At 68.9% G+C, this 15231-nt stretch carries 11 protein-coding genes; 9 read left to right on the plus strand and 2 right to left on the minus strand.

What is annotated here, in order from left to right; genetic code table 11:
- Positions 1-50 precede the first annotated feature (50 nt).
- On the minus strand, positions 51-797 hold the full coding sequence (otsB, locus tag ABB34_RS00945) for a trehalose-phosphatase (protein WP_057639362.1): 747 nt from the start codon (positions 795-797) through the stop codon (positions 51-53).
- Positions 798-901: 104 nt separating this feature from the next.
- On the opposite strand from otsB, the gene ABB34_RS00950 reads away from it, so the two are divergent.
- The 3 genes from ABB34_RS00950 (at position 902) to ABB34_RS15745 (ending at position 6888) form a co-directional block, all read left to right on the plus strand.
- Positions 902-1729, plus strand: a complete 828-nt coding sequence (locus tag ABB34_RS00950; RefSeq protein WP_057639363.1) for a DUF3014 domain-containing protein — start codon at positions 902-904, stop codon at positions 1727-1729.
- Between the two features lie 94 nt (positions 1730-1823).
- Positions 1824-4409 (plus strand): ATP-dependent chaperone ClpB, encoded by a 2586-nt coding sequence (gene clpB / locus ABB34_RS00955; RefSeq protein ID WP_057639391.1) that lies wholly within the window; start codon positions 1824-1826, stop codon positions 4407-4409.
- Between the two features lie 247 nt (positions 4410-4656).
- Complete coding sequence (locus ABB34_RS15745; RefSeq protein ID WP_057639364.1) at positions 4657-6888, plus strand: EAL domain-containing protein; 2232 nt, start codon at positions 4657-4659, stop codon at positions 6886-6888.
- A 43-nt stretch (positions 6889-6931) separates the two neighbouring features.
- Here ABB34_RS15745 and ABB34_RS00965 read toward each other — a convergent pair whose 3' ends face one another.
- Positions 6932-7582, minus strand: coding sequence for an NAD(P)-dependent oxidoreductase (locus ABB34_RS00965; protein WP_057639365.1), 651 nt, complete (start codon positions 7580-7582; stop codon positions 6932-6934).
- 124 nt (positions 7583-7706) lie between these two features.
- On the opposite strand from ABB34_RS00965, the gene ABB34_RS00970 reads away from it, so the two are divergent.
- From ABB34_RS00970 to ABB34_RS00995, 6 genes are all read left to right on the plus strand, one after another.
- A complete protein-coding gene (locus ABB34_RS00970) occupies positions 7707-8612 on the plus strand; it encodes a LysR family transcriptional regulator (RefSeq protein WP_057639366.1) in 906 nt (301 codons plus the stop codon).
- Positions 8613-9011: 399 nt separating this feature from the next.
- On the plus strand, positions 9012-10172 hold the full coding sequence (locus ABB34_RS00975) for a hypothetical protein (protein ID WP_152979460.1): 1161 nt from the start codon (positions 9012-9014) through the stop codon (positions 10170-10172).
- A gap of 102 nt (positions 10173-10274) precedes the next feature.
- The gene (locus tag ABB34_RS00980; protein ID WP_057639368.1) at positions 10275-11996 is read left to right on the plus strand and encodes a thiol-activated cytolysin family protein; all 1722 of its coding nucleotides are present in this window, start codon (positions 10275-10277) and stop codon (positions 11994-11996) included.
- Positions 11997-12235: 239 nt separating this feature from the next.
- Positions 12236-12643, plus strand: coding sequence for a hypothetical protein (locus ABB34_RS00985; RefSeq protein WP_057639369.1), 408 nt, complete (start codon positions 12236-12238; stop codon positions 12641-12643).
- Positions 12644-12839: 196 nt separating this feature from the next.
- Positions 12840-14438 (plus strand): YadA-like family protein, encoded by a 1599-nt coding sequence (locus tag ABB34_RS00990; protein ID WP_211258132.1) that lies wholly within the window; start codon positions 12840-12842, stop codon positions 14436-14438.
- 181 nt (positions 14439-14619) lie between these two features.
- On the plus strand, positions 14620-15156 hold the full coding sequence (locus tag ABB34_RS00995) for an ECF-type sigma factor (RefSeq protein ID WP_083490007.1): 537 nt from the start codon (positions 14620-14622) through the stop codon (positions 15154-15156).
- The last annotated feature ends 75 nt before the right edge of the window (positions 15157-15231 follow it).

Genomic DNA, 15231 nt, shown 5'->3' on the forward strand with positions numbered 1-15231 from the left:
TTCTCCTGCCGGCCATCCGGCTGCTTTCCGTTCCGTGACATGGCGCGCCCTCAGCGGGTGCCGGCGCGCAGCCACCCATGCACCGCGGCCACGTCGGGCAGGGCGTGGCGCGCATGGCTGCCGGCACGGGTGCCGACCAGCACGCCATACCCGCCCAGCCGTGCGGCCGCGGTGAAACCGTCCTCGTCGGTGAGGTCGTCGCCGATGAAGCACGGGCGGCGGCCGGCGAAGGGCGCCTCGCGCATCAGCGCGGCGACCGCCGTGCCCTTGTCGTGGCCGGCCGCGACCAGTTCGACGACGTGGTTGCCCGGCTGCAGGCGCACGCCCGGCAGCAGCGGCAGTTGCGCATGGGCGAAGGCCGCCACCGCGGCGGCGGCGGCCGGCGCCTTGCGCCAGTGCAGCGCCAGTGCAGCGCCCTTGGCCTCGACCAGCACGCCGGGATGGGCATGGGCGAAATGCATCGCGCGCAGGTGCAGCTCGTGCAGCCACGGCGCGGTGGTTTCGGCCTCGATGACGTCGCCACCGGTGGTCCGCAGCTGCGCGCCGTGCAGGCCGGCGGCCGGCAGCCGCAGCGGTGCGAACAGCCGGTCCACCTGCACCAGGGGGCGGCCGCTGACCAGCGCGAGGGCGCCTCCCAGCCGTTGCGAAAGCCGGGCGAGCAGGTCGGGCAGGCCGTCGGCGAGCATTACCCGTTCGGGGTGGTCGGCGAAGGCGACCAGGGTGCCGTCGACATCGAGGAAAAGCGCATCGTTGTCCGCCAGCGCCGGGGGCGGCGGACGCCGTGGTTCTTCTGACATGCAGCCACTATGCCGCATCGGTTGTTAGCAGAAGGTCATGCGCGGGGAACCGATCATGATCTTGCCTGTCATACGAGGATGTTCGCGATGCGAGGTGGTTCCCGATGAAGGACAGGAAGGCGGTGTGGCCGTGGGTCGTGGCGGGCGTGGCGGTGGTGGGAGGCGCGGGCTGGTGGCTGTTCCGCGACAACCTGTCGCCGGCGCCGGGCGCGTCGCCGTTCGCCGCGCAGGCGCCGGCCGGCGAAAGCCGGATCGAGCCACCGGCCGCGGCGCCGGAGGCGCAACCGGCACAGATCCCGCAGCACCCGCTGGAGCGCGACGACTCGGCCGATGCCGGGCTGCCGGCGCTGGGCGACAGCGACGCGACGGCGCAGCAGGCGCTGGCGTCGCTGTTCGCCAGCGATGTGCTGGCGCTGCTGCGGCAGGACCACCTGGTCCAGCGGCTGGTCATGCACATCGACAACCTCACCCAGCCGGCCATGCCGTCCAATGCGCTGGCGGCGCGGCCGCTGCCCGGCAGCCTGCAGGTCGAAGGCGATGCCGCGTCCGGCGGCGTCCGCATCGCCGCGGCCAACGCCGCGCGCTACGCGCCGTGGGTGAAGGCGTTCACCGCCGTCGACGCCGATGCGCTGGTGGCGGCCTACCTGCGGCTGTATCCGCTGGTGCAGGAGGCATGGCGCGAAGCGGGGCACCCCGATGGCCATTTCAACGACCGCCTGGTCGCGGTGATCGACCACCTGCTGCAGGCGCCGGAACCGGCCCGGCCGTTGGAAGTGGAACTGGACGAACGCGGCAGGTACCGTTTCGTCGATCCGGGCCTGCAGTCGCGTTCGGTGGGGCAGAAGCTGCTGTTGCGGCTGGACGCGGAGCAGTCCCGCGCGGTCCGGCAGCAGCTGCGCGCGATCCGCGCGGCGGTGACGCGCGGCGGCTGAACGGGCACCGCCGGGTGGGCTTGAATCACGTCGCCGCAACCGCATCTGAACGAGTATCGCCGGCAGCGCCGGCCCCTGATCCGGGATGACCACCATGCGGATGGACAAGCTCACCTCCAATTTTCAGAAAGCCCTGGCCGACGCGCAGTCGCTGGCCGTGGGCCGCGACAACACCATCATCGAACCGGTGCACGTGCTGGCCGCGCTGCTCGACCAGCCCGGCGGCAGCAGCCGGCCGCTGCTGGCGCAGGCCGGAGTCAACGTGCCGCTGCTGCGCGAACGCCTGGGCGAAGCGCTGGAGGCGCTGCCCAAGGTATCCGGGCAGGCCGGCAACCTGTCGATGGGCAACGACCTGAGCCGCCTGCTCAACGCCACCGACAAGCTGGCGCAGCAGCACAATGACCAGTTCATCGCCAGCGAATGGTTCCTGCTGGCCGCCACCGACGACAGCGGCGCGGCCGGCATGGCGCTGCGCGCGGCAGGTGCCAACAAGCAGAAGCTGGAGGCCGCCATCGACAAGCTGCGCGGCGGCGAAACCGTGCAGAGCGAAAACGCCGAGGAACAGCGGCAGGCGCTGGAGAAATACACCATCGACCTCACCGCGCGCGCCGAGAGCGGCAAGCTCGACCCGGTGATCGGCCGCGACGAGGAAATCCGCCGCACCATCCAGGTGCTGCAACGCCGGACCAAGAACAACCCGGTGCTGATCGGCGAGCCGGGCGTCGGCAAGACCGCGATCGTCGAGGGCCTGGCCCAGCGCATCATCAACGACGAAGTGCCCGAGGGCCTGCGCGGCAAGCGCGTTCTGTCGCTGGACATGGGTGCGCTGATCGCCGGCGCCAAGTTCCGCGGCGAGTTCGAGGAACGGCTGAAGGGCGTGCTCAACGACCTCGCCAAGAACGAAGGCCAGATCATCCTGTTCATCGACGAGCTGCACACGATGGTCGGCGCCGGCAAGGGCGATGGTGCGATGGACGCCGGCAACATGCTCAAGCCGGCGTTGGCGCGCGGCGAGCTGCACTGCATCGGCGCGACCACGCTGGACGAATACCGCCAGTACATCGAGAAGGATGCCGCGCTGGAGCGTCGCTTCCAGAAGGTGTTCGTCGGCGAACCCAGCGTCGAGGACACCATCGCCATCCTGCGCGGGCTGAAAGAACGTTATGCCGTGCACCACGGCGTGGAGATCACCGACCCGGCGATCGTCGCCGCCGCCACGCTGTCCAACCGCTACATCACCGACCGCCAGCTGCCGGACAAGGCCATCGACCTGATGGACGAGGCCGCCAGCCGCATCCGCATGGAGATCGACTCCAAGCCGGAGGAACTGGACCGCCTCGAACGCCGCCTGATCCAACTGAAAATCCAGCGCGAAATGTTGAAGAAGGAAAAGGATGACGCTTCGCGCAAGCGCCTTGCCGATCTGGAAGCCGACATCGACGGGCTGGAGCGCGAGTTCTCCGACCTCAACGAAATCTGGAAGTCGGAAAAGGCTGCGTTGCAGGGCGCGACCAAGGTCAAGGAGCAGATCGAGCAGGCCAGGCTCGACCTCGAAGCGGCGCAGCGCCGGCAGGATTTCGCCCGCATGAGCGAAATCCAGTACGGCCTGCTGCCGAACCTGGAAAAGCAGCTGGCCGCCGCGCAGGAAGCCGAGCACAAGGACTTCAAGCTGGTGCAGGACCGGGTGACCGACGAGGAGATCGCCGAGGTGGTCAGCCGCTGGACCGGCATCCCGGTGAGCAAGATGCTCGAAGGCGAGCGCGACAAGCTGCTGCGCATGGAAGAGGTGCTGCACGACCGCGTGGTCGGGCAGGAGGAGGCGATCAAGGTCGTCTCCGACGCGGTGCGCCGCTCGCGCGCCGGGCTGTCCGACCCCAACCGCCCGAGCGGCTCGTTCCTGTTCCTCGGCCCCACCGGCGTCGGCAAGACCGAGCTGACCAAGGCGCTGGCCGACTTCCTGTTCGACAGTAGCGATGCGATGGTGCGCATCGACATGAGCGAGTTCATGGAGAAGCACAGCGTGGCGCGGCTGATCGGCGCGCCCCCCGGCTACGTCGGCTACGAGGAAGGCGGCTACCTCACCGAAGCGGTGCGCCGCCGCCCGTACAGCGTGATTCTGCTCGACGAGGTCGAGAAGGCACACCCGGACGTGTTCAACATCCTGTTGCAGGTGCTCGACGATGGCCGTTTGACCGACGGCCAGGGCCGCACCGTGGACTTCCGCAACACCGTCATAGTGATGACCTCCAACCTCGGCTCGCACCAGATACAGGAGCTGAGCACGGACGATTCGCCGGAGGCCTACCTGCAGATGAAGGCGGCGGTGATGGGCGTGGTGCAGGCGCACTTCCGCCCGGAGTTCATCAACCGGCTGGACGACATCGTCGTGTTCCACCCGCTGGACAAGCAGCAGATCAAGCAGATCGCGCGCATCCAGATGGCCGGGCTGGAGAAGCGGCTGGCCGAGCGCAACCTGAAGCTGGACGTGGCCGACTCGGCGTTCGAGCTGCTCGGCAACGTCGGCTTCGACCCGGTGTACGGCGCGCGCCCGCTCAAGCGCGCGATCCAGCAGCAGCTGGAGAACCCGCTGGCGCAGAAGATATTGGCCGGCGAGTTCGCCGGCGGCGACACCATCAAGGTGGAAGCCGGCGGCGGCCAGCTGCAGTTCGCCAAGGGCTGACCAGGCGGGCGCGGGGCGCGGGCATGGGTTGAAGTGCCCCGCGCCGCGCTTTCCGGCCTCCCCCGGAGCGGGCAACGGACTGCCCAAAATAACGGATCCCGGCGCGGTTTTGGTTTCCGGCGATACGAAACGCCGGATGCGGTTTTGTGTCAGCATGGCCCTGCCGCCGGAGACGTTTCCCGGTGGAGGTATCGGGGGGATGCCAATGCATCACTGGGCCACGACGCGGGGTGGAAGGATTCTGCTGTTGGGCAGTGTCTGCCTGCTGTTGCAGCAGGTGGCGGTTCCCTATCGGCTGGAACTGTGGAGCCATGCCGCACCGGCGTCGCTGGTGCACCTGCACGTCGGCCTGCTGCTGGCCATCGCCATGCTCGACCGCGACCGCTGGGTGATGCCCGGCTGCTATGCGCTGATCATGCTGGGCTGGCTGGCGCGCGCATTGCACCTGGGGTACACGCCCGCGGAGCTGGGGGTGGGCTCGCTGGTTTCCGTGGTCGGCTGCGCATGGACGTACTGGTGCGCGCGGGTGGGCCTGAAACGGCCGGCGGCGCCGGGGCGCGAGCCGCTGTCGCAGGGCGACCTGCTCCGTTTCGCGCTGTTCGGCCTGCTGGTCTTCCCGCTGGGGCAGGCGCTGCTGGGCCTGCTGTACGGCCTGCCGTTCGGTACGGCCAGCCAGGTCAGCGGCCTGATCGAAACCCTGTTCGCCAAGTATTTCGGCGTGCTGGTGGTCACCTTGCCGGCGGTGGTGGCGTGGACCGAGCGGCGCCGGCCGGCGCTGGCCGGCCGCAACGGCCAGTGGGGGCTGCTGTTCCTGCTGGTGCTGGGCGGCGTGCTGAGCGTGGGCCTGAGCCGGGTGGTGCGCATCGACCTGAGCGGCACGCCCACCGGCGGCGCGGTGCTGACCGACTACCGCATCGCCGTGCTGGCGGTGCTGACCTGGTGCATGCTGCACATGCGGCTGGCGTTCGCGATGCCGCTGCTGGCGGCCACGCTGCTGTTGATGGTGGGCAACTTGGGGGGCGCGGCGATGCTCACCCGCACGCCGGTGGGCTTCCTCAACCTCGTGCACCTTGCGCTGGAAATGGGCATCGTGCTGATGGCGATGATGTACTACCTGCTGGCCAGCCGCGACCGCGAGGACATGGCGCGGCGGCTGGACGAGCAGGCCCGGCGCGATTCGTTGACCGGCCTGCCCAACCTGCGCGCGTTGCGGCGGCAGGCCGGGCAGCGGCCGGAGGCATGCGGGCTGGCCTGCCTGCTGCTGGACCAGGCCGACACGCTGACGGTGGGCTACGGCCTGGGTGCGCAGACCCGGGTGATGACCGAGGTGGCCGCACGGTTGGAAGCCCACGACGTGCAGTCCTGCTACCTGGGCAGCGGGCAGTTCGCATTGCTGGCCGAATGCGGCGGCAGGATCGATTGGGGCGCGCTGCTGCGCGACATCGAACAGCCCGGCTTCCTCGTGGAGGGGCAGAACGTGCGCCTGTTGCCGTACCTGGGCGTGGCGCGCTTCGGCGGCGACACCGGGCTGGACCTGGACGCCGCGCTGATGCTGGCCTCCAGCCTCGCGTTCGAGGCGCGCGCCAGCAACGAGGTCGAGCCATTGTTCGCCAACGCCGAGCGCGCCACCCTGCAACAGGCACAGGCGCGCCTGCACGGGGCCAGCGCGGCCCTGGCCCACCTGCGCCGCCCCGACGGGCTGGTGCTGTTCTTCCAGCCGGTGCTGCCGTTGGGCGAGTTGCGGCTGGGTGGGCGCATCGTCGGCGAAGTGCTGTGCCGCCTGCGCGACGAGCAAGGCGAACTGCTGCGGCCGGACCGGTTCCTGCCGGCGGTCGAGGCCGCGCGGCGCGGGCCGGAGCTGGATCTGGCGGTGGTGGCCGAGCTGTTCGCGCAACTGCGGCGGTCGCCGGAGCTGGTGGCGGCCTGCGGCCGCATTTCGGTGAACCTGACCGGGCAGAGCCTGGCCTCGGAGAGCTTCCGCGTGCGCCTGCTGGAACTGCTGGAGCAGGCGCCGCTGCGGTTGTCGCGGCTGTGCTTCGAGATCACCGAGACGGTGGCCATCTTCACCGCCGAGCAGGCCAGCCTGCTGCTGGACGAACTGCGCGTGCGCGGCTGCCGCATCGCCATCGACGACTTCGGCGTGGGCATGCAGAGCTTCGCCCGGCTCAAGGAGCTGCCGGTGGACATCATCAAGATCGACGGCTCGTTCGTGCGCAACCTCACCCGCGACCCGCGCGACTACGCGATGGTGCAGGCCTCGGTGGCGGTGGCGCGCGCCTGCGGCGCCGAGGTGGTGGCCGAATACGTCGAGGACGAGGACACCGCCGCCTGCCTGCGCAAGCTCGGCGTGCACTGGGGGCAGGGCTACCTGTATGCCCGGCCGATGCCGCTGCGGGAAGGGTTGTGCTGGACCTGCGCGCAGGCCGATGGCGCCATCAGGGAAGACGCGGAGCCGCAGCCGCAGATGAACCTGCTCTGAGAAGGCGCCGCCACCGGTGGCGGGGGCGACGCTTCCGTCCGCATCACCAGGCGATGGTGAAGCGCTGGCGCACGTGGCGCGGCTGTTCCAGTTCGTCGGCCACGGCCACCGCCAGGTCGGCCGGGCTGATCGTGCCCGGGCCGTCGGCGGCCATCAGCGGGGTGTCGGTGCCGCTGCGGTAGCGGCCGGTGCGCTCGATGGGGCCGCCGGCATGGAAGGCGACGGGCGGGCTGAGGAAGGTCCAGGCCAGCGCCGTTTCCTGCCGCAGTTCGTCCAGCGCATCGCGCGCGGCGCGGGCGCCTTCGCGGTAGTCGGCGGGAAAGTCCGGGGCATCCACCAACTGCGTGCCATCGGCGGCCAGCAGGCTGCCGGCGCCGCCGACCACGAGGTAGCGCTTCACGCCGGCGGCGGTGGTGCCGGCGACGATGGCGCGCGAGCCGCGCATGAAGTCGCGGTACAGGTCCGGGTTGTTCCAGCCGGCGTTGTAGGCACTGACCACCGCGTCGCTGCCGGCCACCGCCGCCTGCACCTGCGCGGCGTCCTGCACGTCGGCGCGGACCACGCGCAGGCGTTCGCGCGCGGCGAGTTTCTCCGGGTGGCGGGCCAGCGAGGTGACCTCGTGGCCGCGGGCCAGCAGTTCTTCGAGCAGGGCGCGGCCGACGAAGCCGGTGGCGCCGATCAGGGCGATTTTCATGGGGAGTCCTCAAGCGGGATGGGAGGGCGCCAGTGTCCCCCCGTGGCCGTGGCGGCGGCAGTCCGCGGGCGCCACAATCACCTTGAAGCTGCGCTTCACGACGCGGCGCCGACGGGAGAGGGTGATGGAGAATTTCAGGCGCATGGCGCTGTTCGCGCAGGTGGTCCAGCACGGCTCGATGAGCGCGGCGGCGCGCGCGCTGGGCATGAGTACCTCGGCGGTCAGCCAGCAGTTGCGCACATTGGAGCGCGAGGCCGGGGTGGCGCTGCTGCACCGTTCCACCCGGCGGCTGGCGCTGACCGACGTGGGCAGCCGCTATTACACGGCCTGCGTGCGGCTGCTGGATGCGGCCGGCGAGGCCGAGGCCGAGCTTTCCGCCGCGCGCCATGCACCCAGCGGCGAGCTGCGCCTGTCCGCGCCGCTGGGCATGGCCGACCACATCGGCCCGGCGCTGGGCGGCTGGCTGCGCGACAACCCGCAATTGCGCCTGTACCTGCATTTCGAGGATGGCTGGACCGACCTGGTGCAGGCCCGCATCGACCTGGCGCTGCGTTTCGGCCGGCTGCCGGACAGCGACTGGATGGCGCAGCGACTGGGCGTCCTGCAGCGCTGGCCCTGCGCCGCGCCGGAGTGGCTGCAGCGGCATGGCGCGCCGTCCGATCCGCTGCAGGTGCCGGCCAGCGACTGGCTGGGGCTGGCGCAGGTGCCGGGGCTGGCGTGGCGGCATCGGGTGTCCGGACAGGAACGGCAGGTGCCGGCGCACCCGCGCATCGTCAGCCACAACCAGCCGGCGGTGCGCCAGCTGTGCGAGTCGGGACTGGGCGTGGCGGTGCTGACCTGCCTGGACGTGATACCGCTGCTGGCCGACGGCCGGCTGGTGCGGCTGCTGCCCGAGTGGGCTCTCCCGCCGCTGCCGGTATGGGCGGTGACGCCGCACCGGCAGACCCAGCCGGCCAAGGTCCGCCAGGCAATCGAGCTGCTCGGCGACCACCTGGCGCAGATGCCCGACGCTGCCGACACCTGCGGCTGACCGAACGCGGGACCGGGAAACGTGCCTTGGTCCTGCAGCAACGGGCCGCCGCGACTGCGACCTGGGCGAGGGCCGGATCGTGCGGCTGTCGCATCCGCCGCGCCGCAAAGCGGCCGCCTGCCGCCAACGAGCGTGGAAGTGGTGGCGCTGTGCCGGCAGGGCGCATTCGACGACCTCGATGCCGGCTTTGGCGAATTGTTCGGCCGGGGCCACCGGGCAAGGGGCGCACGCCGCTGACCGGTTGCGACGATCCATCGCCGGCCGTGGCCGGGCGAGTGTGGTGTGCATCCGCCATTGCAGCCACCATCGGCCCGCAGGGAAGGGCGTTCGGGTTTTTCTTTTGTCGCTCCGGCTTGGCTTTCCACGATCAAGCAAGTGTGCCCACTTGATCGAGAAGCCATGCATCCCTCGTTGCCATTGATTTCCTGCCCGTGCCCGGCACGGGCATTGCCGTGGCTGGTCCTTGCCCTCGCCGCCGGGTTTCCGGTGCGTGCAGGCGGCGAAGCCATGCCCTCCCGTTCCGCGACGGTGCAGTTACGCCAGCCAGATACGGCCAATCGCGTGCCGGCGCCCGCGGCGGAATTGCGCGAAGGCCGCCAGTTGCAGCCCGCAGGCCAGATACGGATGTCCGCGCCGGTAAGCCAGGTACGCAGCGGCGTGCAGGACCCGGTGGCAGTGCAGCGGATACGGTTGCAGGGCATGCGCCAAGCCATGCCGGCCAGGCTCGCCGCATCGCCGGCGGCGTTGCGCGCGGCCCTGCCCGGCATCCATGCGCTCAGTGGCCAGCATGGCGGGACCTTCGAGCCGGGCGGCCGCTACCTGATCGAAGGCAACGGCTTTGGCGAGCGCACCGGTACCGTGACCCTGCGCGGCAACGGCATGCGCGCGATCGACCTGCAGGTCATCACCTGGACCCCGGCGTACATTATGGTGGACGTGCCGGCCGACATTTCCGGCGTCCCCGACCTGCCGCGCGTGGAGTTGACCGTCGCCAGCCCGGCGGCACGACCGCTGGTATCGCGCGCCTTCGGTTTCCACGCCGCCCGCGAAACCGTGCCGCTTCCGGGCATTCCAGTGGATGCGTTGCGGTTGGACAGGGGGTACATGGGCAACCAGACGAAGGTGGAATATCGCCTGGGCGGGCGCGATGGCACTTTCAGGGTGCTCAGAGCGACGCATGACCCGGATCGCATGGGGTGCGATGACCGTGCGCGCGACCTGTACGACAACCGGAAGGTGCCGCTGGCACCCGGTTTCGAAGTGGTGTCCATCAGTTGGAGCCATGACCCGTTGCGCAACCTCGAAACATCGGCGACCCACCAGACCGCTCTGGGCCGCTACGACTTCCGCTGGGACGATGGCAATACCGCCGTTTTCACTTCCGGCGTGCAGCGTACCTATGCCAAGAAGACCTCTTTTTCGTTCAATCCGATCGTCGAGTGGCTGCCGATGATGGGGGAGCACTATCCGCAGGTCAGGCCCGGAGGTGCGGTCTGCACGTCGCGCTACGTTGCCACCATCCATGCCAGCGGCCCGCGGGGAATGAAACCGGTGCCGTGACGGGCGTGTCGCCTTTGCATGGCTTTTCCCGATCCAACCGGTGTCGGCAATCTGCCGTCCTTCCCGCGAGACAGCCCGATGTTCGCAAAACGCAATGCAACGATGTTTCTGTCCACTGCCGTCATCGCCATGGTGGCAGGCGCCGTGCAGGCACAGAACGCTCCACTCCGGATCAATGCCGGCACGGCGCAGCGCCAGCAGGATGTGCGGGCACTGCAATTCAGCAACAAGGCGCTTGCCAACAGCGTGAAAATCAATACCGGAAGGGTCAGCCACGAGCGCTCCTTCGGCGGTACGAGGCTGCGCACCACCCTGGTGTTGAACCCGGATTCGCCGCTGGCGCGCACCCGCCGCGGCGGGGGCAATGGCGAACTCCAGTCCAGTGGCAGCAGCCGGCAAGAGCCATCGGGCGATGGGTTGGTCTGCACCAGCACCAATACGCGGCTGAGCCTGGACAACGACAGCTTCAAGGTTGCCGCCACCAGCGCGCAGGCCAGCAAGCTCTATCCGGGCGCGGTCTATGACTTCAAAAATTTTTTCGACGGGCGGATGAACCCGGCCACGGGCGCGCGCCATCCCGTCCGCATCGTCGCCAGCAACGTGCCGGGCATGGCCGACCGGGGCACCGGCACCTACGAGGTGGTCGAGCAGCCCATGCAGAGCTCCATCAGCAACGGCGTCAACCGCCTCACCGGGCGCATGCCGGCCGGCAGCAGGCAGATGCAGTCCTATGCCGCCGATGTCTATCAACTGAGCAACGCCGCCGAAACCCAGCTCAAGCTCGGCGCGAGCGCGGCCTCCTATGGCGTCAGTGCCGAAGCGGTCTATGGCAGCCGGCAGCGCGATGGCGAACAGGAATTCCTGGTGGACGTCACGCAGGAGATGTACACCTTGTCCGTCGAGCCGGATGCGCGCGGCATCTTCGTCGATCCGGCGGTGGCCACGCAGGGCGACAAGGTCATGCTGGGCACCGTCACCTACGGCCAACGCCTGCTCCTTTCGGTCAAGACCCGCTACAAGGACGGCCTGTCGGCGGTCAATGCGCAGGCCCGGTTCAGCAGCCCCTTCGCCAAGGCATCGGCCAGCCTGGAAAGCCTGCAGAAGAGCTTCAGCGAGGAAACCAGCGTCCGCGTGTACGCCGTCGGCGGCAACAGCCCCGGCTTCGGCCCGCCGCAGCGGATCGATGACATCAAGGCATGGCTGGACGACTACTTCCGCAACACCCACCTGGGCAACCCGCAGCCGATCCGGTACCAGTTCGTCAACATGAACAACGAGATCGTGCGGGCCGAAAGCGCCACCGACAACTTCGTCACCCGCAACTGCGTGCCGGAGGAGGTGACCCTCACCCTCACGCTGGAAAGCATCAAGAACCTTTCGGGGAACGACTACACCCGCGATGAAGTGGTGAAGTTCGGCACCCGCCAATTGGTGGCCGCGCACGTGGGCACCCAGCGCTACTGGCCGGCCAATGGCGACTACCCGCATTCCATCTGCTGGTGGGGCGACGAGGGCAACGTCGGCAACGGTTGCAAGCCGGTGCGTGAATTCAACGGCAGCATCAACGTTGGCGAGAGCCGCGTGTTCAGGCTCAAGGCGCGCGACATCGGCGATGGCGATTTCGTCAACATCCATACCGACTACATCGCCATGTACCGCACCCGGGCGGGCGGCAGTACCAACAGCCGGCGCGACGTGGACAACACCCGCATCTGGCTCAAGCGCGAGGTGATGGCGGCCGACAGCAAGGGGTTCCTCAAGCAGGTGGACATCCCGTTCAATGGGCGCACGTTCCGCTATACCTACCGGGCCACGCTCCAATGACGAACATGCATGCATCCCTGCCGTGGTTGTTGGCAGCCATGCTTGCTGCCTGCGGCGGTGCCAGTGGAGGCCCGGCGCAGGCCGGGCCTTCCGCGCCGGCTGCACCGGCCACCCCGTTGCCACCAGCAAGCGATGGCAATGCCAACCTCGACCCGGACATGCTTCCCCCCCGCATCCAGTGCGCGCGCGTACCGTGCGGGGATACCCCGCCGGCATCGGCCAGGTCGCGTGCGCGGGAGTTGTTCGAGCGATACCCCGGCTTCGCCTTCGACCCGGCCCCGGCCGGTGCGCTGCTCACCCCCGCCCTTCATGCGTTGTTGCAGCGCGACCAGGCCTGCGCCGACGAACACGGCATGTGCGCCATCGGCGCCGACCCGTGGAGCGCCGCGCAGGACGGCCAGATGGGGGAGGTGCTGGGCTATCGCACCCTTGAAGTGCAGCGCCGGGTGATGGGGTCGCCCACGCATGCCCGGGTGGAGGTGTGCTTCCGTTTCATCCTGGAACCGCAATCGCCGCAGCAGCGTTGCGCCACCCTGGCAATGGAGCGCAGATTGCATGGCCCGTGGCAGGTGGATGACCTGGTTGATGCCCAGGGCCAGTCGCTGCGGCAGTTGCTGCTGCATGCCGACGCGCCGCAGGCAGAGTAGCGCCTGCCGCCACCGGCCTTGCCCGGGAAGAGCGCAGGCCGTGTCGTCTTTGCGCGCTGTTTTCCGATTCCTCTGTTGACGCCGCATTCCGCGGCGCATGCCTTCCTGGAGGAACGTGTCGATGAACCAGAGCAGTCGTGGCAATGCCGTGTGCAACCGTGTGCGTTTGTGGTCCCCGTCACTGCTGGCGCTTGCCGTGGCAGTGTGTTTGCCGCGGCCGGCATTGGCGGCAGACCCGCAATGCGAGGTGTGGGATGCCGCCACCCAGAGTTGGGTTTACAACCCGGCGGCCAATACCGACCAGGGTGATGAACACGGGCGGGACAACGCCACCTGCGAGGTCTTCGCTTCGGCCTATGGGAACCTCAACATGGCCCTCGAGGGTTACAGCAGTGCCTTTGGTTCCCAGAACAGAGCCCGAGGTTTCGCCAGCAGTGCCTTCGGTGACGCCAACCGGGCCAATGGCGCGGGCAGCAGCGCCTTCGGCTACCAGAACACGGCCAATGGCCGTGACAGCAATGCGTTCGGAAAATCCAATTTCGCTGCCCTTCGTGAAAGCAATGCCTTCGGCAGCTACAACCGGGCCAGGGGCGAGCGCAGCAGCGCTTTCGGCTACGAGAACACCAGCGACGGCAAGGGCAGCAGCGCCTTCGGCATCGGCGGCAAGGCGGAGGGCGACGGCAGCCTCGCCCTGTCCGGTTGGGACGACAAGAACGGCAACGGTATGAGTGACGATGGCGAGCATGCCACTGCCAGCGGCAGGTCCGCGGTAGCCGTGGGCAGCGCGGTGTCGGCCAGCGGCATGAGCAGCACCGCCGTTGGCGTGCGCAACGACGCAGGCGCGATGCAGGCCAGCGCCGTCGGCTACGGCAACACGGCCAGCGCCATGTGGAGCAATGCGTTCGGCAACAATTCCCGTGCGCAGGGCGAGGCGAGCAGCGCATTCGGTACCAACAACCTCGCCAGTGGCACCGGCAGCGGCGCCTATGGCTGGCAGAACACGGCCAGTGGCGCCGCCAGCCATGCATTCGGCGTGGGCAACGTCGCAAGCGGCGAACGCAGTACCGCGCTCGGTAACTGGACCGTCGCCAGTGGCGGCTACAGCAGTGCCTTCGGCTTCCAGTCGCAGGCCTTGAATTTCGGCAGCACCGCCATCGGCTACATGGCCGTGGCCGACCGCGACTACGCGGTCTCGGTGGGGGCGGCCGGCAGCGAGCGCCAGATCATCCACCTTGCCGACGGTACCCAGGCCACCGATGCGGTGAACCTGCGCCAGTTGCAGGCGGGCGATGCGCAGACGTTGGCCGCCGCCAATGCCTATACCGATGCGCAGGTGGCCAGCGTGGCCGGCGCAGCGGCGGCTGGCGCGTTGGACGCGGCCAAGGACTATGCCGATGCCGGCGATGCGGCCACGCTGGCATCGGCCCGTGATTACACGGATACCACCGCTACCCGGACGCTGGCTTCGGCCAATGCCTACACCGACCAGAAGTTCGCCGGCTGGAACGACCAGTTCACCCAATTCCGCAACGACGTGGATCGCCGTTTAAGCCATATGGATGCACGCATCGACCGCATGGGCGCGATGGGCAGCGCGATGATGAACATGAGCGCCAGCCTTGCCGGCATCCATACGCAGAACAAGCTGGGCGTGGGCGTGGGTTTCCAGGGCGGGCGCAAGGCCGTATCCATCGGCTACCAGCGTGCAGTCAGCGAGCGCGCGGCGTTCACCATTGGCGGCTCGTCCAGCGGCAGCGACAAATCCGTCGGCATGGGCGGTGGCTTCGGCTGGTAATCCGCCGGTGGGAGCAGTGGGAGTGGGCTTGCCGGCGGCTGTGACGGGGCGGGTTGGTGGAAAACGCTTGCCGGCGACGTCCCTCCCACCCGGCCGGGCTGGGGGCAGTGCAACCGCGTTGTTGCCCTTGCCCGGCGGGCATTGCAAGATCGGTGCACGAACCGTGCGCAAGGATGTTGCAATGCCCGAGTTGCCTGCTCCCGAGACCATGGGCATATCGCTTGATGAACGTTTCGGGCTCCTGTACCGGGAACTGCAACGCATTGCCCACCGTGAACTGGGCGCGAGCCGGCGTACCTCGCTGCATACCACCGTGCTGGTGCACGAGGCCTACCTGCGCATGGAGGCCGGTGCGGTACGCGACATGGGGCGGCTTCCGTTCCTTGCGCTCGCCGGGCGGGTGATGCGTTGCGTGTTGGTGGACCATGTGCGCGAGCGGCAGGCACTCAAGCGTGGCGGCGACCAGGTGCGCGTCACCCTGGAAACCGAGCCGGGCGTGGCCGATGGCGGCATGCCGCGCATCGACGTGCTGGCGATAGAACGCGGCATGCAGGCCTTGGCCGGGTTGGAGCCGCGGTTGGTGACGGTGGTGGAATGCCGCTTTCACGCCGGCATGGAGTTTGCCGAAATCGCCGAGTACCTCGGCGTGTCCGAACGCACCGCGCAGCGTGACTGGCGGCGTGCACGGGCATTCCTGCTGGACATGCTGCAAGCCTGAAACATTCTTTCGGTGGGGTATCGCCTTGCCATCCGGGGCGGTGCTTCTGCCGGCTCCGCGAGTACGGCGCCGTGC

It is taken from the genome of Stenotrophomonas daejeonensis (genome assembly GCF_001431505.1).
Taxonomy (GTDB): domain Bacteria; phylum Pseudomonadota; class Gammaproteobacteria; order Xanthomonadales; family Xanthomonadaceae; genus Stenotrophomonas; species Stenotrophomonas daejeonensis.

Bases quoted from the DNA above. Each gene is read 5' to 3' on its own strand.
- otsB (WP_057639362.1), bottom strand. From the start codon at position 797: ATGTCAGAAGAACCACGGCGTCCGCCGCCCCCGGCGCTGGCGGACAAC.
- ABB34_RS00950 (WP_057639363.1), top strand. From the start codon at position 902: ATGAAGGACAGGAAGGCGGTGTGGCCGTGGGTCGTGGCGGGCGTGGCG.
- clpB (WP_057639391.1), top strand. From the start codon at position 1,824: ATGCGGATGGACAAGCTCACCTCCAATTTTCAGAAAGCCCTGGCCGAC.
- ABB34_RS00965 (WP_057639365.1), bottom strand. From the start codon at position 7,582: ATGAAAATCGCCCTGATCGGCGCCACCGGCTTCGTCGGCCGCGCCCTG.
- ABB34_RS00970 (WP_057639366.1), top strand. From the start codon at position 7,707: ATGGAGAATTTCAGGCGCATGGCGCTGTTCGCGCAGGTGGTCCAGCAC.
- ABB34_RS00975 (WP_152979460.1), top strand. From the start codon at position 9,012: ATGCATCCCTCGTTGCCATTGATTTCCTGCCCGTGCCCGGCACGGGCA.
- ABB34_RS00980 (WP_057639368.1), top strand. From the start codon at position 10,275: ATGTTTCTGTCCACTGCCGTCATCGCCATGGTGGCAGGCGCCGTGCAG.
- ABB34_RS00995 (WP_083490007.1), top strand. From the start codon at position 14,620: ATGCCCGAGTTGCCTGCTCCCGAGACCATGGGCATATCGCTTGATGAA.